The sequence below is a fragment of the Bacillus sp. FSL M8-0266 genome, assembly GCF_038613425.1.
GTDB classification, from domain to species: Bacteria; Bacillota; Bacilli; order Bacillales; family Bacillaceae; genus Bacillus; species Bacillus pumilus.
In genome coordinates, this window is sequence record NZ_CP152015.1 from 3,582,516 (window position 1) to 3,601,673 (window position 19,158).

A 19,158-nucleotide genomic window follows, 5' to 3' on the forward strand; every position below is an offset into this window, starting at 1 on the left:
TTGCATAAAAAAAAGCCGGATTATCCGGCTGATATGTTACGACGTTTAGATGCTTTCCGCTCTTTATATATTTTTCTCACCACTGGATAAATCACAGGTGCCCATTTAAAAATTTGTTTCAGCCATTTTTTCATTTCTCCCGCGCCTCCTTATTGTCATTCTTACAAGGAAGATTCCCCATCTTGGCATGAAATAAACAGGTGCGGGAGAGCAGGAGTTAAATCACGCCTTGTGCGATCATCGCATCTGCCACTTTGCGAAATCCTGCAATATTTGCTCCTACTATTAAGTTTCCAGAGTGTCCATATTCATCAGCTGTCTCTGTACACTGACGATAAATCGTCTGCATCATTTGTTTCAGCTGATCATCTACTTCCTCAAATGTCCAAGACATTCTAGCACTATTTTGCGCCATTTCCAGCGCTGAGACACCTACCCCGCCTGCATTCGCCGCTTTTGCCGGCGCGAATAGAATATCATTCTGTTCAAAAACTTTGACTGCCTTTAGAGTAGAAGGCATATTCGCTCCTTCTCCTACCGCAATGACACCATTTTCCACGAGCTGCTGTGCCTGCATCTCAGATATTTCATTTTGCGTTGCACATGGAAGTGCAATGTCACAAGGAACAGACCAAATTTGTTCGCAATCTTCAATCAATTCAGCATGCGGGTGAATGTCTATGTATGCCCCAATCCGTTGATTGCTTCCTTCCTTCAGCTGTTTCACTGTTTCTAATGAAATGCCTTGTGGATCATAAATCGCTCCGCTTGAATCACTGCACGCAACGACCTTACCACCTAGCTCTATGACCTTCTCCATCGCATAAATAGACACATTCCCTGAGCCGGACACGACAACTGAACGTCCTTCAAATTGAAGTCCATGTGCTTTTAACATTTCTTCCATAAAGTACACCAATCCATAGCCTGTCGCTTCTTTTCTCGCTAAGCTGCCTCCAAATCCAGGGCTTTTCCCTGTGAGTACACCTGCTTCATAAGCACCACGCATTTTCTTGTACTGCCCGAACATATAGCCAATTTCGCGTGCCCCTACGCCAATATCACCTGCTGGCACATCTTGATCAGGTCCAATATATCGACTGAGCTCACTCATAAAGCTTTGAACGAAACGCATGATTTCTCCATCCGATTTCCCTTTAGGATCAAAATCTGATCCACCTTTTCCTCCACCGATCGGCATACCAGTCAGTGCGTTTTTAAAGATTTGTTCAAATCCTAAAAACTTAATAATGCTTGCATTGACAGATGGGTGGAAACGAATGCCTCCTTTATAAGGTCCGATGGCACTATTGAATTGAACCCTGAATCCCCGATTGACTTGTACTTTCCCCTCATCGTCTACCCATGGTACGCGAAATACCACAAGCCGCTCAGGCTCGATGAGTCGTTCTAAAATGCCTTGTTTTTCATACTCTGGATGCTTTGCAAAAACGGGAACGAGTGATTCTAGAATTTCTCTTACGGCTTGCTGAAATTCCTCCTCACCAGGATTTCGTTTTTCCACCTCTTCTAACACACGGTCGATGTAGCTTTGTGCTGTTTGCGCTGCTCGATCTAAGGTCAACATGTCTCATCTGCCTCCTTTGTATATCTTTTATCTTGTTAGATTTTCTAACGCATATTGAGATTAATTTAACACCATTTGTAAAAACGGATCAATACTGATAACAGATGAAAATGATGCCGATTTGAGATGGATCAAGCAGCCGCCGCAATCGTTTTTAGAAAGTATCTCTTACAGAATGACTATTGAGCTAGAAATCATGATTTAGACGTTATATATCCCGCACTCTTTGACAATTAGATGAACCATGAATGATTTCTAGTTGATCTTCAACAAGAAAAAAAGGCCTAAAGTTTTATAGGCCGTCTGCTCAATCTTTTCGGATCTTCTCCTCTTTTTTTCGATCAGGGTACACCACACAAAGCCAATATAAAATAGAAGACGATGGGAAGTTAATTAAACCGACAATGCCCCAAAACCACTTATAACGCCCTCTTTTCTTTGCATCCATAAATAAAAGAAGGCCCTGCGCAAATAGTAACGGCAATGCGCACAATAAGATGATCATCTCCGACTGACTCATAAGGAAGACCCTCCTTTAATATGTTGATATTCCTTGATGCCGACAACGACGCAGAGCGGCACACTCACTACTTGAAGTAGAATGAAGATGATAGGCAAATGGGTGATGGCAGCGACAAATAGTGCCAGAATGGTCAGACTGATGAGAACGTATGCCAGTACTTCTCGTTTAAAACGCCTTTTCTCTCGTTCCTTCGCCTGCTTCAGCATCATCATGACAGCCTGTTCACTTGGCTCTTTCACTTCAATTTGTTCATCTAGCTGCTGCAACTCTTCCTTTAAACGTTCGGTGAACTGATCTTCCTTCATTGAGACCACTCCTTTCGAATTTTCTTTAATCCATGATGAACCCTCGACTTCACAGTACCTTCTCTCATCCCGAGCATTGAAGCAATCTCTGGATAAGTAAAGCCATAATAATAGTGCAAAATAATCGGCGCTCTCTCCTGAGCCTTCAATTCGTTAAGAGCATCCCACATCTCATGCCATGTATGTCCCTTTTGCTGAATCTCCCATTTAAAACGGCGTATCGTCTCTTGATTCGCCTTTTCTTCCCTCAATTGTTCACGTTTTCTTTTCTTCTGGTGATCCAAAAATTGTCTAGATGCAATGGATATGAGCCATGTTGAAAATAAGGAATCTCCTCTAAATGAAGAGAGTTTCATGTGCGCTTTCAGCATCGTTTCTTGCATGATTTCTTCTGCAAGCTCTTGTTGAAGGGTGAGCTTCATTATATAACGGTAAAGAAAGGAATAATGATGACGATATAGGGCTGTAAATGCAGCATCATCCCCCTGTTTTGCCCGCTGAATCAATAATGTCTCTTCTGTCTGCTCCAAACACACCCCTCCTTCCTCTTTCTTCTCTTATTCATGAGACGACACGTATAACGATATCGTTCAAAATAAGTTTTATTTTTTTAGCTTGTCTGCTTTTCTCCCTGTTGATCCAGTATTTGAAGCGTTAAATACCCAGTTTTTTCTTATGTAATGATTATGACATTCTTTCGTCTCTAATAAAATGATGTGTTCTGATTTTCTATCAAGCGGAGATGCTCTCCCCCATAATCACTAGGTTATCCCAATACCTATCGTCAATGATCCTTGTCTCATTTAGACGAAAATAAAATAATCATGGCCTTAGTTTTCTAGAAAATCATGGAATACACAACGCCAATTCTTAGCCGATGATACCTTTTTGCGTGCTATGCTCTTCCTACATTCCGAAAAAGGCAATACTGGCGAAGAAAGGAGGAGCAGTTGAATTGCAGCTTATTTTTGGAAACGTTTACATTAAAACAAAATTGAATGGAGATGTTGACTTTGAAGAAAAAAGTTCCAATGTTAGCTGGTGTGTTAGCGGTTGGTCTCGTGACTTCATTATTTGCACCTAATGGGGAGGCAAAAGCGGCAGCAAAGTATCCGGAAAGCCCTTCTATTATGGCCAATTTTAATCAACAAGGATTCTCCACATTAAATGGTGGTACAACAGGCGGTGAAGGCGGTAAAACCGTCACAGTCAAAACTGGAAATGAACTATTGGCTGCCCTCAAAAGTAAAGGAACAAACGAAAAATTAAAAATTGTTGTCGACGGGACGATTACTCCTTCTAATACATCTGCCAATAAAATCGATGTGAAAGATACAAACAATGTCTCGATCGTCGGCAAAGGCACGAAAGGTGAATTTAATGGAATCGGCATTAAAGTATGGCGTTCCAATAACATCATCATCCGCAACCTGAAAATCCATCACAGCAAAATCGGTGACAAGGATGCCATCGGAATCGAAGGCGCTTCTAAAAACGTATGGGTCGACCATAATGAACTGTACAATACATTAAACTCTGGTAAAGATGATTATGATGGATTATTTGATGTGAAAAATGACTCCGACTATATTACCTTCTCATGGAACTATGTTCATGACAGCTGGAAAACGATGCTCATGGGCAACTCTGATAACGACAACTACAACAGAAAAATAACATTCCACAACAACCGTTTTGAAAACCTGAATTCCCGTGTACCATCTATGCGCTATGGGGAAGGTCATGTGTATAACAACTACTATAAAGGTATCCATACGACAGCGATCAACTCTCGTATGGGCGCAAAAATGAGAATTGAGCACAACGTATTTGAAAATACAAAAAATGCGATCGGCAGCTGGGATAGCCGTCAAGTCGGTACATGGCATGTCATCAACAACTCATATATTAACAGCTCAGGCAGTCTGCCAACGTCTTCTACAGGTACGTACAACCCTCCTTATAACTACTCCTTGCTTAACGTGAACAATGTCAAATCAGAAGTGGTATCAAATGCTGGTGTTGGAAAAGTAAACCCTTAAAACCACAAAACGTTCGGGCAGAAATCTCTGTCCGAACGTTCTTGTCATTTCATCTATTTAAATTGTAGAAAACGGACGATCCATCTCATACAATTTTTGATAGCGTGGGTTTTCTTTCAGTAAATCCTGATGCTCCCCCTGCATCTCAATTTGTCCATCTTCAATAAACATAATGCGGTCACATGCCTCACAGCCAGTGAGATGATGGGTAATCCAAATGACCGTTTTTCCTTTTAACACACGGAAAATGGTTTCAAGCAGCTCACGCTCTGTGCGTGGATCAAGTCCGACGGTGGGCTCATCTAATACAACAACCGGAGTGTTTTGCAGCAAAATCCGTGCTAACGCCATCCGTTGTCTTTCTCCACCTGAGAAACGAATACCTGTCTCCTGAACACCGGTGTGATAACCCTCTGGCAAAGATTCGATGGTATCGTGCAGCTGCACTTGTCTCGCTGCTTCTTTTACTTGCTCTTCTGTCGCATCTGGAGAGCCTAAGCGAATATTGTTTAAAACAGTGGTATCGAATAAATACGGCTGTTGATTGAGCACTGACACATAGGTGGATACGTTCTCTCGAATGCTTTCGACCGGTTGCCCCTGGATACTGACAGCTCCTTGATTTGGCACGACAGCTCCTTCTAACAATTTCAAAATAGTCGATTTTCCTGCACCACTTTTTCCTAAGAGAGCAAGCGATTCTCCTTGCTTCAATGAAAATGACAGATGCTTTAGCACGTGTTGATGCGAATCATACCCAAAGGACACTTGATCAAAAGAAACAGCTTCACCTTGAGAAACAACCGGCTGGTCAACTGTCTTGCGCTCAGATTCTCCTTCATACGAAAGTTTTTCATAATGATGTAATCTGCTGACAGCATGCTGATAGACTGGAATATCACCTGCTGCATCTGAGAGTGGAAGAAAGGCTTCTGTTAACGGAAAAAGCACAAGCACGAAGGCTGCAATCAGGGTGTGTGACATCGATCCTGACTGAACAACTGAACCGCTCCAATACACGACAAGCACGACCGCTCCTCCAATGATAAGCTGTGCAAAAAACTGGCGCAGACGGATAAACCGGTGCTTAGCTGCTTCAAGCGCTAACAGCTGCGCTTCTTTCTGTTCATATTCATCAACAAAATCTTTCTGCCTGCCGCTAAACAACCAGTCACTCACGCCCATGACGGCATCTGTTAAATGGCTGTACAGTTCATTTCTGCCTTTTTTCATTTGAATTTGTCTCGCCCGGTTCACTAGCACGGTGACGTATGGAAAAACAAATACGAGAAGTGCCATATAAAGCAGCATCAAGCCAGCAAAAGGCCACGAGAATAGACCAAGTGCCCCAATGGATGCGGCATATAAAAGCAGCGCACCGATAGATGGAAAGATGGTTTTTAAATAGGCATCCTGCAGTCTCTCAACATCATCTGACAAGAGCCCCAGCATTTCACCTGTACCCAGCTTTGTCTGTCTCGCACTTCGTTCAGCCATGTCATATAGGCGGACACGCATTTTTTCAATCATGGTCAAAATGAGCTGGTGGCTCGCCAATCTTTCTGCATAGCGGGCAGCTGAGCGTGAAATACCAAAGGTACGGACAGCTACAATTGGGACGTAGACCATCAGTATATTCTCAGGTCTTGTGGCAGCTTTTGAAATGAGAAATCCTGACGTATACATCAGCATAGAAGCAGAGAATACTGCAATTGCCCCTAGAAATAAAACCAGCGCAAACAGCTTTTGATTCTCCTTGATATAAGGTATAAACCAGCCTTTACTTACCATGTGTGACCGCCCCCATTTGCTCCTGTACCAATTGATAATACACGCCTTTTCTTCGCATTAATGATTCATGTGTACCCATTTCCGCAATCGTTCCTTGATCCATGACAATGATCTCATCCATGTCTGGCATCCAATGAAGCCTATGTGTCGCTAAGAACACAAGTTTATCTTCGAACAGTGGAAGCATTGTTTTCTTCAATTCATACTCTGTCTCAATATCGAGATGCGCCGTTGGTTCATCTAACAGCATAATGGACCGCTTGCCCAGCACCGTTCGCGCAAGCGCAATTCTTTGTGCCTGTCCGCCGCTTAGCCCTCTTCCCTGTTCTCCAATGACCTCATCAATACCATTTGGCAGCTGCGCCACGAGCTGAGATAAGCCAGCTTCACAGACAGCTCTTTCCACATCTTCATCTGTTGCATGTGGTTCATAAAAACGAATGTTTTCTCTTAATGTCATGTGAAATAAATAAGGGTGCTGCGGCATATAGACGACTTCCTTTTGCCATTCCTTCATCTGTAAATGAACAAGCGGCTGGCCGTTTAGCGTGATTTGACCTGAGGTCGGTTCAACAAAGCCGCCGAGCACATCGGTTAACGTCGATTTCCCTGAACCACTGGCACCAATGATTCCGATTTTCTTCTTCCCTTTGACAGTGAGATCTACATCCTGAATCGAATAAGGGGCATGTTCGTCATGCTGGACACTTACATTTTGCAGGGTGAGCGCAGACTGTTCATTCCACTCGTTCAACTGCACTGATTGTGTCTCCTGCGTGCGAAAGCCCTTTTCTTCTAAAATGACCTGCATCGCTTCATTCGCTTCTTTTCCATTTAGCGTGGCATGATAATCATTTCCCACTTCACGTACTGGCAGGAAATATTCCGGTGCTAGCATGAGCGCCGTCAAAGCCGGCAATAACAGAAGCTCCCCTTCAATTAATCGCAAGCCAAGAAAGACAGCGACGGTTGCAATCGAAAGCATGGAAAAGAAATCAAGCGCAAATGATGAAAGAAATGCGACCTTCAGCGTGCTCATGGTCGCCTTTCGATATCGCTTTGACACTTCCCCGATATTGCGGGAATGTTTTTTGCTAATGCCTAAGTAACGAAGCGTTTCAATGCCGCGGAGAGAATCAGTAAAATGATTGGATAATTTCTCATACGATTTCCATTGTTTGGCCGCTTTACGCTGAGCGACAAGACCTAGCAAAATCATAAAGATCATTAAAATCGGCAGCGTCACGATTAAAATGACGGCAGATGTTTCGTCTAATGTCCAAACATAGATGAGGACCATTGCCGGTATCACAGCCATGTTCACCATTTTCGGTAAAAATAGCTGTAAATACTGACGATATTGAGCAATTCCCTCCATCGCTAAAGTGACAAGCTTTCCTGTACCCTTTTTCTTTGTGAAAGCTGGACCTAAACGAAAGAGTTGGTCTAATAGCTGTTTTCTGACGTCTGCTCCAATTCGGGAAGAGTAGGTAAACATGACCTTCTCCCGAATCAAGGTGAGACCGTGCCGCACCAGAAAGGCAGCAAGAAACAGCAGGACATAAGGCGTTGCCTGCGAAAGGCTTTTCCCGTCAAACAGCGTAGTAATGGCATGTGCCAGCCACTGTGCTTGGAAAATAATACTTGCTCCTTGGATGAGTGACACAATACCTAAGAGGGCAAGAAGCCCTCTCATTCCTTTTAATTGAAGCAAACGTTTATCCATTAGTAGGTCATTGGCTCCTTACCGCTTACACGTTTACGGAAGACGTAATAGCTCCAAATTTGATACCCAAGCACAAAGGGCAGCAAAGAAATGGCAACAATCGTCATGACTGTCAGTGAATAAGATCCAGATGCAGCGTTTTGAATGGTCAGATCAAACGTATGGTTGATTGAGCTAATCATGACGCGCGGGAACAATGCAGTGAAAAGCATCGTCACTGTCACCATGATGCCCGCACCTGTGAATAGGAATGTCCAGCCATCACGTTCTTTTTTCATAAAGAATAGAGCTGCTACGTAACAAACCACAATGAGGACAGTTAACGGAATGGTGATGATTGGGCGTACCGTATAAATGTCAGTTTCCATGATAGATACACCAACAAATAGGACAAGAACTGGCAGCACAATCAGCAGGACACGCTTGCCAAGCTTTCTCGCACGATCTCTTAAATCACCCTCTGTACGAAGTGTGACGAAAATCAATCCGTGCAAAAGGCAAAGAACCGTTACAGCTAACCCGCCAATCACTGAATAAAGGTTCACAAAATCCGTAAAGCCAGCGTACATGTTCATGTCTTGATCAATTGGCATCCCGCGTAAAATACTTGTGAATAGCACACCGAGTAGAAACGGCGGCAGCAGACTGCCAAAGAAGATGACCCAATCCCATGCTTTGATCCAAGAGGCTTTCTCAACCTTCCCTCGGAATTCAAAGGCGACCCCGCGCCCGATGAGCGCTAAAAGGAGAACCGCAAACGGTATATAGTATCCACTGAACATCGTGGCATACCAGTGAGGGAAAGCAGCGAAAATAGCGCCCCCAGCTGTAATCAGCCAGACCTCATTCGCATCCCAGAAAGGACCAATCGTGTTAATTAATATGCGGCGTTCGTGCGCATCCTTTCCAAGCAACTGCATGGACATCCCAACACCAAAATCAAATCCTTCTAAGAAGAAAAATCCAACAAACAATACTGCGACAAGAATAAACCAAATCTCGTTAAGATATGCCATGATATGCGCCTCCATCAAATGGATCTGTAGACAGGTCCGTTTCATCCTTTTGATCTTTATCCTCTTCCGAATGTGCACCTTTTTTAATTTCTCGAATGAATAGGTAGGCAAGCAAGATGGCAAGGATCAGATACATCGTCGTAAAGCTAATGACTGAGAATAACAGCATGCCGTACGATACGTTTGGCGAAATCGATTGAGCCGTCGTCATCATCCCAAAGACCGTCCACGGCTGACGCCCAATTTCAGTCATGATCCAGCCAGCTGAGTTCGCAATAAACGGGAATGCAATCATCCCTACCATGAAGCGTAAAAACCATTTGTTCGTTTCGAGTTTCTTTCTAAAGCTCAAGTACAAGCCAATCATACTGGCAAAAATCATCAGCATGCCGGCACCAACCATGATTCTAAAGCTCCAGAAGGTTGTTTTTACTGGCGGAATGTAGTCTCCAGGACCAAACTTTGCTTCATATTCTTTTTGAAGAGTCAGCATGCCTGGCACATCTCCACTAAACTTCGAATAAGCCAAGTAACTTAAAGCAAACGGAATATTGATCTCCGCAGAGTTTTCTTTTTTATCTGTATCAATATTGGCAAATAGTGTCCAAGCCGCTGGATCTCCACTATCCTTCCAAAGGGCTTCACTTGCTGCCATCTTCATCGGCTGTGCTTTCATTAAATGCTTTGCTTGGTCATGTCCAGAGAACGCCACACCTAAGCCAGCAATTAAAGCAAGTATCATAGTAATTTGGAAAGATTTTTTAAAGAAAGCTACTTCTTGTTTTTTGATCATTTTATAGGCACTAACACCTGCAATAAAGAAAGCACCTGTTGCAAGTGCACCAAACAGAACGTGTGGGAACTCTACCCAGAGCTGCGGATTCGTGATAAGAGCCCCAAAATCATTCATTTCTGCACGGCCATTTTTTATCACAAATCCGACTGGCTCCTGCATGAATGAGTTGGCTACTAAAATCCAAAATGCTGAGAAAATCGTACCAATGGAAACAATCCAAATACACAATAAATGAATTTTCTTAGGCAAACGATCCCAGCCGAAAATCCAAAGGCCAATAAATGTAGATTCAAGGAAAAAGGCCAATAGTGCCTCGATGGCAAGTGGTGCACCAAAGACATCACCGACAAACCTTGAATAATCTGACCAATTCATCCCAAACTGGAATTCCTGGAGAATCCCTGTCACCACACCTACTGCAAAATTGAGTAAGAATAGATGACCCCAAAACTTCGCCATCTTTTTATAAATCTCTTTTTTCTTGACGACATAAAGGGTCTGCATCAAAGCAACGATAAACACTAAACCTATTGACATAGGAACAAAAATAAAATGAAATAATGTCGTTGAAGCAAATTGAAATCTTGCTAAAAACAGCTCACTCACAGCCTTACATCCTCCCTTACTTTCACATGCCGAATGATTCGAAACATCTATGCTCACCACTTCACAAAATATTCAATATTTGTTCAATGATTCACAAATGATAGCCTGTTTGAAATGGTTTGCTCGGTGAAATTTTACTCTTGCTTTTCATTCGGTTAGTTATTTATACCTGTACTTTACACCCATACGCTTCAAAAATAAAGTAAATTTTACCTAAAAATTGGATGGTATTGTGTCAGTTATTTGAATACTTTGTCAAAGATATGTGACAGAAAGTAAAAAGCAAAAAAAATAGCGCTGCACGTGAGCTGCAGCGCTGTGTTTCTTTTTTAGGCTTTTTTCTGTAAAGCTGGTCTAGTGACTTGCACTTCATAGTACGTAATTTTGTTTTTTAATAGGCCTTCAGGTTTCGCTTTCCCATGAGCGTGCGCATCACCAAATGCCTGAGATTTTGTCCAATTCACAAAGTCTTCTTTTCGATTCCAGCGTGTATGAATGGTCACTTCATCGTAATCGGTTGTCTGCTGTGTGACCCATACTTCCATGCCTAAAAATCCTTCCATGAATTCTACTTGTCCTTGCTTGTTAAAACGTTTGACGAGGTGGTCCGCACTGCCTTTTTCTACTCTTACCTGGTTGTTGACAATGATCATGTTTTGTTCATCTCCCTTTTGTTGTTGGATCGAAGCGATTGGAATAATAAGCGGATGCTCACCATCTAAGTGAACTTCAGCCTGAATCCCAAAGACCTCTTTGAAAAAGCTTTCTGTTAATACTTCTTTTGGTGTCCCTATTTGATCAATCTGACCACGCTTCATCGCAATAAGGCGGTCACAATATTTTGCTGCCTGCTGCAGGTCGTGAAGAACCATTAAAATGGTGATTCCATGCGTCTTATTCAGCTGTTTGAGCAGCTCTAGTAAATCAAGCTGATGCGCAATATCTAAGTAAGTTGTCGGCTCATCCAGAATAATCGTCTCTGTCTTCTGAGCGAGCGCCATCGCAATATACGCTTTTTGCCTTTCTCCGCCAGACAATGTATGCAACATTCTGTTTTCATTGATACGGCTATTGGTCACATTAAGCGCCCACTCAATCGCTTCTTGATCTGTCTTCGAGCTTTTTTTCCAGATCGAACGATGCGGACTGCGTCCAAGTGCGACCAGCTCCCGTACGGTCATAGATGGAATGGCTGTTCTCGACTGCATGAGAACGGCGATTTCCTTTGCGATCTCCTGAGCGGTCATCTCTTTTTGCGGTATATCGTGAATGTATATCGTGCCGCTTTCGATTGACGTAAGACGTGCGGCTGCTTTAATAAAAGTCGACTTCCCTGATCCATTCGGTCCAATAATTCCTGTCACGCTTCCTTTAGGAACAGCTGCTGATATAGATGACAGCTGAAAGCCTCCTTGACTGAGACTCACGTCATCCATAGCTATCACATCCAACTTAACCCCTCCCTTTCTTTTTTAATAAATAGAGGAAGAAAGGTGCACCGATGCAGGCAAGCAGGATACCGACAGGCAGTTCAACCGGTGTAAACCATACCCGTGCCGCTGTATCTGCAAAAACCACAAGCACGCCTCCGCCCAGCATCGAGATCGGCAGCAGGTACCGGTAGTCATCGCCAATTAAAAGACGGATAAAATGAGGAACGACCAGTCCGACAAATCCAATTAAGCCGCTCACACTTACTGCTGCACCAGCTAAAAGTGCCGCCAGTGCAATTAAGAAAAACCGGGTGCGCTCTACTCTGAGACCGAGCAGCTGAGCCGATTCATCGCCAAGCAAAAGAAGATTTGCCGGCTTGATGGCAAAAAAACAAAGGCACAACCCAGCGAGCGCATAGGGCGACACGAAGGTTAGATGATGCCAGCTCCGTCCATTTAATCCTCCTGATAAAAAGGGCAGGACAGCCTGCACACGCTCACTATAAAGCACCATAAACCCATTCATCACCGCCCCAAGCAGGGCATTGACTGCCACTCCCGCCAAAATCAGCTTCAGCGGTGAAACCCCTTGATCAAATGAGAGCATATACACCACAAGTGCCGCTAATAAAGCGCCAAGGAAAGCAGCGGCTGGCAGCAAATATGTGAATTGTGGAAACACAATCATGCTGAGCACAGCAGCCAATCCGCCGCCAGCCGTCACACCGATGATGCCAGGGTCAGCGAGTGGATTTCGGACGACTCCTTGTAAAATCGCCCCTGATGCTGCGAGACAGGCCCCAACGATGAAACCGATGAGAACGCGCGGCAGGCGTAAATCCATCACAATTTTTTCATGAACAGGCTGACCTGATCCCGTCAAAGCAGAGAGTAAGTCTTGCAGTGATAATTGAACAGAACCTAATGCAAGCCCTAGGCATGCGCCTACAACTAACGAGATGAATAGCCCGGGTATCAGCCATCTTCGCCTCGACTGTCTTTTTTGAAAATCTAATTCTGCCTTCATTTTCATGATGACAATCGCTTCAATCTTTTCTCTAGCTCATCAATCGCTCTCATCACGTCTGCGCCTGGATTCGTCCCAAATAGATCACTAGGCAGAATCTCGACGTGTCCATGTTTGACGGCTGACACATCGTGCCATGCGGCATTCTGTTTCATTTCACTCATAAAGCCCGCTTTCACATCTTCAGGATTGCTGTGGGTCATAAGCAGGATAAGATCAGGATCAGCTTCAATGACCTTTTCTGCATTGATTTGAGCGTATTGAGGGAATTTCTCGAGTGCCGGTTCATTCTCGGCAATGTTCGTCCCTCCAGCGATGTGCAGTAAATCTCCGCTTAAGGATTGAGGAAGTGCCGCCATATATGTGCCAGGTGCCCCGTATACAACGAGTGTCTTCACTTTTTTCTGAGGCTGTTTGACCTGCTTTTTCCGCTGATCGATTTGCTTGTTAAGCGCTTTTGCCTTTTGCTGCTTCCCTAGCAAATCTCCGAATAACGTAATTTGGCGCTGGATGTCCTTCACTGAATTGGCACTTGTCAAAAGAAGCTGTGAACCAATTCCTTCTATTATAGAGATGTCCTTGCTGTTTAATTGTTCATTCCCAAGTACGACATCGGGCTTTAAGCTTGTGATGAGCTCTACATCAAATTGATGTGTGGTACCAATTGTTTGGACTGATGTAGCCTGTTGTAAGCTCTCTGGTAATTCGGCGGCCGGACGACCGACCACCTCACCGCCTAAGGCATATAGGATGCTCATGTCTCCAGTCGATAATGAGACAATACGCTGAGGGGAGTCTTCAAACGACAGCGTTCTGCCGCTAAAATCCTTTATCTTCAATGCACCTTGTCCGCTCCCTTTCTCTACAGGTGCTGCCTGACTGCATCCGCCGAGGAGAAGCATCAAGACAAGTCCCACGAAGATCACATGTGAAAATTTCAACCGCCTGTCTCTCCTTTTCTAGTAAACTTTCTTTAGCTTTGCCTGTACCACGAGACGCCCGTTTTTCGGTGCAAGCACATGATCACAGGTCGATAGAGTGAGAATGAGGTCATCAGTGGACACGTCTGTCTTCGTTTGGTAGATTGATTTTTTTCGCACAGCTTGCAAGTAGTGCGCATATTCGCCAAGATCTTGAAAATCGGTTTGAATATAATCGAAGTCCACCGTTGTTTCATACACGGCAAAAATCTCCGCTTCATAGCTTTGATACAGCGTATCGTACTGAAATGTCCGATGCTCATCGAAGAAATCCTTTTTTAAATAGTTTGTGAGTCCAGCGAACATGGACCCATCTCTCATCCGATGCCCGTACACCACAGTATTCGGACTTTCTTGCAAGACGTCATTGCGATAATCCATAAAAATACTGCCTGCTCGGGTGTCATTTTTTAAGTAATTACGGGTTAAGTAGAACGCATTATCGCTAGATTGGACGATTGGGTACTGGATCATCGTGTCCTTCATATTGATCCAGCCGACAATGTCGTCGTTTACCTTCCGCAGTTCATCAAATGACGTACGAATGGTTCCCGGCTCCCGGTTTTCATTCATTCCTTTCTCATGACCATACATCGTCTGAGCCTTTGCAAGCACCTGACGATTTTGATAATAGCCGAACAGCTCTAAGCCAATGGCCGACCCGCTATAAATGAATACACCTAAACAGACGATCGTCAGCATCCGCTGCCAGACCCGTTTTCCTCTTTTCACACTGTCTCACCTGCTTTTTGCACAGCTTATATACCAACAGGCACGATGTACATCCCTGTTTCTGCATCCTGTCTAATCGTGACGGACACATGATAAATGTGCCGCACCATCTCTTCAGTTAACACATCGTTTGGCTGTCCTTCACTAATGATCTGTCCATCCTTCATCGCAATGATGACATCGCTGTATCGAACAGCCTGATTCATATCGTGCAGCACCATGACAATCGTTAACCCATGCACAACATTAAGCTCTCGAATCAGCTCAAGAATGTCAAATTGATAATAGATATCCAAATAGGTTGTCGGTTCATCTAAGAAAAGGATCGGCGTTTTTTGCGCAAGTGCCATCGCAATCCATACTCGCTGCCGCTCACCGCCTGACAGTGAGGCGAGCGGCACCTTTCGTTTTTCCGTTAGCTTTGTACTGGAAAGCGCCCACTCTATCGCTCTCTCATCCTCTTCCTTGTCTCCTCCGCGCATCGTCTGGTACGGCGTTCTGCCGAATGCCACGATCCTCTCGATCGTTAAATCAAGCGGCGCTTCATTTTGCTGATGGACGACAGCCAGCTTTTTTGCCAGCTCCTTTGGCTTAAACGCATTCAGTGCTTGGCCGTCTAAGTGAATTTGCCCTTTGTTTGGAGCATGGTTATGCGCCATCAATGAAAGTAGTGTGGATTTCCCTGAGCCATTCGGACCGATAATGGTTGTGATTTTTCCCTTTTCAATGTGTGTTGTGACCGATTGAACGATGTCCTTCTGCTGGTCATATGAGAATGACACCTCACGAATGTCCATGGAGACGGTCCCCCCTTCTTAGTAAAAAGATCAGAAATGGCCCGCCAATCACGGCCATGATCGTAGAAGCAGGAATTTCATTTGGCGCGACAAGCGTCCTGCCGAGCGTATCAGCCGTCAGAATCAGCAAAGCCCCGCTTAACGCAGAAAATGGAATGAGTACCCGGTGATCCGAGCCGACAAGTCTTCTTGAAATGTGTGGGATAAGCAAACCGACAAAGGCGATCACGCCTGCTACCGCTGCTGTCACCGCCGCAAGCAATACAGCTGTGATGGAAATCAAAAGGCGCATTCTGGTCACACGCAATCCTAAATTTTTCGCTGTCTTGTCCTGAAGAGCCAAGAGGTTACACCATCTGCTGAAGAAAAGGGCTACGACAAGGCCGACGACGCCATAGACTCCGATTAAACGGACATCTCCCCACGTTTTCATCGTAAGATTCGACTGTCCTGACTGATTGATCGTGATATTGAAATAGCTGCAAATGGTCACGAACGCTTCTGCCATTCCAGTAAACATGGCATTGATGGCGATCCCAACCAAAATCATACGGATGGGGCTTAATCCACCCTTCCAAGACAGAACATACACGAGGAAACACGAAATGGCTCCACCTAACACCGAAAATAAAGGAGAGTAGAAATAAAATTGAGGAAGTGCTGTTATTGCCATTAAAGAAAAGAAGCTGGCTCCTGATGAAATCCCAATGACGCCGGCATCAGCTAATGGATTCCTCATGACCGACTGCAGCAGTACACCGGAGACTGATAAGGCGGCCCCTGTAAACATGGCAATGAGCATGCGAGGAATTCTGAGATCTTTAATGATTTCTACCTGTGCATGTTGACCGGTGATGAGCCCTTCCAATAATTCAATCGGGGTGACATGAATGCTCCCAGTAATGGCGGAATAAATAAACACGCACACTAGTAAGACACTGACTGTCAGAAATAAAATCCCTGTTTTTTTCATCTTAAACGTCCTTTTATCATTCAGATTCGCCGCTTATGACGGGTACAGCATACGCGTTAGTTCATCTAATGCTTCTGCTGCCTTTAAATTGCCCGTTGTCCCGAATAAGCTTTCTTCGAGGTCATACACCCGGTCTTGCTTGACTGCATGAAAATGCTTCCAAATGTCATTTGTTTTAAATTCTTGATCAAACATCTGGACGACTTCATCTGGCATCCCATGTGCGGCCCGGAGGATGATATCTGGATTGGCTTTTTGTAAATACTCCGTATTGGAAGCCAAATACTCCATTTTCTCACCTTTGACAATGTTCTTTCCACCTGCGATACGCACAAGATCACCAATATATGAATGCTCTGTCGCCACCAAATAACTGCCTGGTACACCAAGCAAAATCAGAACGGATGGCTTTCGTTTTCCCTTCGTCTTCTCTTGTATGTCTTTCTTTTTTTGCTCAAAGTCAGACACAATGCGCTCGGCTTGTTTCTTTCTGTCATACTGATCTCCGAGCTTCTTAATCGCCTTCTCCATGTTAGCCATGCTCTCGAGATTTAAGTATGTGGCAGGGACACCTGCTTGTTGAAAGGGTGTCTCTAAATCATATTGAAGGGTCGTGACAGACAGGACATCTGTCGGTTGAAGTGATTGGATGATTTCCATGTCCGGGCTCATTGGGTTGCCGACTTCTGGCAGTCCTTTGTAACGAGCTGGCAAGGATTTTTGACTTGTTGGCACCCCGACAAGATCCACCTCTAAAGCATCCATGATCTCCACAGCAGCTACAGTCGTTGCCACAATGCGCGCACTTGATTCCGCGCTTTTCTTGCCTTTCGCTGAGCTTTCAGCCGACTGTGAGCACCCTGACAAGATCACGCACACACTTAAAGCAGCGATCAGGGAACGTAACATTCGATGCTTCAAAAACAGAAGCCTCCTTTCGAAAAAAGAGAGTGGATGCGCCGAGTTGAATGGCGCATCTCACTTAAAATAAACAATCTATTTTGCCTTAGTTTGATACTTTCTCACGAGCACGAATAACGACCCGCCGAATAAAAGAATATACATCCAGAGAAGAGAGGTATCTCCTGTTTTTGGATTCAGCTGTCCAGTCTCAGACGTGGTTTGGTCATCTGATGGCGTAAATGTCAGCTGCTCTGCGCCTGTTTCCTCTGGCGCTAAATTCTCAAGTTGATTTGGTTGAGAATCGCGATCATTTGGATTTTTGACAAAGCCGATACTCTCATCGTCTCCAATAACCGTCGCAATTCCGCTTCCTTCACCAAGTGCGATGCCTTTTGTGTCATAAACAAGTTTGACATCGTACTGCTCATGGTAATTCGCAGCTGGAATGTCAATTTTCACGCGTGCTGCCTGGTCATTGCTTAAACTTTTTGCTTCATATTGAATCACTCTTGTATCTGCTTTTTGATCTGTTTTTGCGACAAGAGTCTCTTCATATTTCCCGCCTGTCCCTACTTGGAAGGACGTGATGGCTGAGCTGTTCTTCACTGTATATGAAACGAAATGGCGGCCATTTTTCACCACCAATGTCGCAGGGCTCACGACGTAATCGTTCATTCGAGAAGGCTCATCCTTGTCTGCTTTCTTCATTGAAAAAGGAAGCTTGTATACACCATCTTTTAGCTGAGCTGTCTCTTGACCAGCTCCACCGTTATTTGTTTCTGGTGCTGGTGTATTTGGTTTTGGTGTTTCTGGAGTGGCTGGTGTTTCTTCCTCTACCTGACCGTCCTTAAGTGGAGAGATACTCTTTGAATCAAATTGAAAACGAATATCGTAGGTTTGGTCATAGTGAGCAGCTGCCACCACAATGTGTACTTTTCCTTTGACAGCTTTTTTCAAATCAGCTACATCAAATGAGACGATTCTTGTGTTCTTTGCTTGATCTGTGCTGACGGTTTTCACTTCTTGATAAGAGCCATTTTTCTCTGTTTTCAAAGAAGCAACCGACGTATTGTCCTTCACCGTAAAGGAAATGGTTTGCTTTCCGTTTTTGACGGTTAAGGATGCAGGATGTGAGAAGTATTGGTTCATCCGAGATGCCTCGTCCTCATCCCCTTTTAGCACACTGTAATTGACACGATACACACCATCTTTTAATTGATTTTGCGCAGAATCATCTGGCTTTGTACCATTTTGATCATCTGGTTTTGTTTCGCTATCATCTGGCTTTGTACCGTTTTGATCATCTGGCTTTGTTTCGTTATCGTCTGGCTTTGTGCCAGTTTGGTCATCTGGTTTTGTTTCGTTATCGTCTGGCTTTGTGCCAGTTTGGTCATCTGGTTTTGTTTCGTTATCGTCTGGCTTTGCAGGTGTAACGAGCGTTAGGCTGCTTTGATCGAATGCAAGCTGTACGTCATAAGCTTCGTCATAAATAAGGCCGCCTAAATCCCAGTAAATTTTCACCCAGCCGTTTAATTTGGCTGATAAGTCGGCAACATCAAACTTGATCACACGTGTATTGGCAGTTTCATCTTCACTGACGGTTTCAGTGGTGACAAGAGCGCCATTTTGTTCGACCTTGAAATCTGTAATCTCTTTGCTTTGCTTCAGTGTGACATAGGCAGTCGTCTTGCCATTTTCCACAATCAGCTTAGCTGGCTTTTCTGTATACGTATCCATCATGGACGCTTCTGTGCTGCCATTTTTTAAAACAGTGAATCCGACCGTGTATTCACCATCAACAAATGATGCAGCTTGAGCCGTTCCTTGAGGAATCTGAAATGCAGTCAATAAACTGAATAAAACGAGCAGAATGGCTGCCTTTAGGTGAAAAAGACGTTTCAAATGGTGACACTTCCTTCC

The 19,158-nt window shown here is 44.2% G+C and carries 18 protein-coding genes; 1 reads left to right on the forward strand and 17 read right to left on the reverse strand.

What is annotated here, in order from left to right; all coding sequences use genetic code 11:
- Positions 1-20: 20 nt before the first annotated feature.
- From MKY83_RS18500 to sigY, 5 genes are all read right to left on the reverse strand, one after another.
- Entirely contained in the window at positions 21-134 is a 114-nt protein-coding gene (locus MKY83_RS18500) for a hypothetical protein (protein WP_268507082.1), read from the reverse strand.
- 83 nt (positions 135-217) lie between these two features.
- The gene (gene gdhA / locus MKY83_RS18505; protein ID WP_044140284.1) at positions 218-1,588 is read right to left on the reverse strand and encodes an NADP-specific glutamate dehydrogenase; all 1,371 of its coding nucleotides are present in this window, start codon (positions 1,586-1,588) and stop codon (positions 218-220) included.
- A gap of 307 nt (positions 1,589-1,895) precedes the next feature.
- Complete coding sequence (locus MKY83_RS18510) at positions 1,896-2,108, reverse strand: hypothetical protein (RefSeq protein WP_044140285.1); 213 nt, start codon at positions 2,106-2,108, stop codon at positions 1,896-1,898.
- Positions 2,105-2,416 (reverse strand): YxlC family protein, encoded by a 312-nt coding sequence (locus MKY83_RS18515; RefSeq protein ID WP_065099263.1) that lies wholly within the window; start codon positions 2,414-2,416, stop codon positions 2,105-2,107. Before MKY83_RS18515 ends, MKY83_RS18510 begins: the two co-directional genes overlap by 4 nt.
- On the reverse strand, positions 2,413-2,946 hold the full coding sequence (sigY, locus tag MKY83_RS18520; protein WP_106066959.1) for an RNA polymerase sigma factor SigY: 534 nt from the start codon (positions 2,944-2,946) through the stop codon (positions 2,413-2,415). Before sigY ends, MKY83_RS18515 begins: the two co-directional genes overlap by 4 nt.
- A gap of 474 nt (positions 2,947-3,420) precedes the next feature.
- Here sigY and MKY83_RS18525 point away from each other — a divergent pair, with 474 nt between their 5' ends.
- Complete coding sequence (locus MKY83_RS18525) at positions 3,421-4,458, forward strand: pectate lyase (protein WP_044140379.1); 1,038 nt, start codon at positions 3,421-3,423, stop codon at positions 4,456-4,458.
- A 57-nt stretch (positions 4,459-4,515) separates the two neighbouring features.
- Here the strand turns inward: MKY83_RS18525 and cydC are convergent, their stop codons facing one another.
- From cydC to MKY83_RS18585, 12 genes are all read right to left on the reverse strand, one after another.
- A complete protein-coding gene (gene cydC, locus MKY83_RS18530; protein WP_342487562.1) occupies positions 4,516-6,249 on the reverse strand; it encodes a thiol reductant ABC exporter subunit CydC in 1,734 nt (577 codons plus the stop codon).
- Positions 6,239-7,975 (reverse strand): thiol reductant ABC exporter subunit CydD, encoded by a 1,737-nt coding sequence (gene cydD, locus MKY83_RS18535; RefSeq protein WP_342487563.1) that lies wholly within the window; start codon positions 7,973-7,975, stop codon positions 6,239-6,241. The genes cydC and cydD overlap by 11 nt, the downstream gene beginning before the upstream one ends.
- A complete protein-coding gene (cydB, locus tag MKY83_RS18540; protein WP_065099259.1) occupies positions 7,975-8,991 on the reverse strand; it encodes a cytochrome d ubiquinol oxidase subunit II in 1,017 nt (338 codons plus the stop codon). The genes cydD and cydB overlap by 1 nt, the downstream gene beginning before the upstream one ends.
- The gene (locus tag MKY83_RS18545; RefSeq protein WP_106066957.1) at positions 8,978-10,393 is read right to left on the reverse strand and encodes a cytochrome ubiquinol oxidase subunit I; all 1,416 of its coding nucleotides are present in this window, start codon (positions 10,391-10,393) and stop codon (positions 8,978-8,980) included. The genes cydB and MKY83_RS18545 overlap by 14 nt, the downstream gene beginning before the upstream one ends.
- 329 nt (positions 10,394-10,722) lie before the next feature.
- A complete protein-coding gene (isdG, locus tag MKY83_RS18550; RefSeq protein ID WP_065099257.1) occupies positions 10,723-11,844 on the reverse strand; it encodes a heme oxygenase in 1,122 nt (373 codons plus the stop codon).
- 1 nt (position 11,845) lies between these two features.
- Positions 11,846-12,859 (reverse strand): iron ABC transporter permease, encoded by a 1,014-nt coding sequence (locus tag MKY83_RS18555; protein WP_065099256.1) that lies wholly within the window; start codon positions 12,857-12,859, stop codon positions 11,846-11,848.
- Positions 12,856-13,794: an ABC transporter substrate-binding protein gene (locus MKY83_RS18560; protein WP_065099255.1), complete on the reverse strand. Its 939-nt coding sequence runs from the start codon at positions 13,792-13,794 to the stop codon at positions 12,856-12,858. Before MKY83_RS18560 ends, MKY83_RS18555 begins: the two co-directional genes overlap by 4 nt.
- 18 nt (positions 13,795-13,812) lie before the next feature.
- A complete protein-coding gene (srtB, locus tag MKY83_RS18565) occupies positions 13,813-14,565 on the reverse strand; it encodes a class B sortase (protein ID WP_065099254.1) in 753 nt (250 codons plus the stop codon).
- Between the two features lie 26 nt (positions 14,566-14,591).
- Positions 14,592-15,362, reverse strand: a complete 771-nt coding sequence (locus MKY83_RS18570) for an ABC transporter ATP-binding protein (protein ID WP_044140296.1) — start codon at positions 15,360-15,362, stop codon at positions 14,592-14,594.
- Complete coding sequence (locus tag MKY83_RS18575; protein WP_341029808.1) at positions 15,349-16,335, reverse strand: iron ABC transporter permease; 987 nt, start codon at positions 16,333-16,335, stop codon at positions 15,349-15,351. Before MKY83_RS18575 ends, MKY83_RS18570 begins: the two co-directional genes overlap by 14 nt.
- A 33-nt stretch (positions 16,336-16,368) precedes the next feature.
- Entirely contained in the window at positions 16,369-17,256 is an 888-nt protein-coding gene (gene isdE, locus MKY83_RS18580; RefSeq protein WP_106066956.1) for a heme ABC transporter substrate-binding protein IsdE, read from the reverse strand.
- 75 nt (positions 17,257-17,331) lie between these two features.
- Positions 17,332-19,140 carry an NEAT domain-containing protein gene (locus MKY83_RS18585; protein WP_216927452.1) on the reverse strand — a complete coding sequence of 603 codons (1,809 nt, stop codon included), beginning with the start codon at positions 19,138-19,140 and terminating at the stop codon, positions 17,332-17,334.
- Positions 19,141-19,158 lie beyond the last annotated feature (18 nt).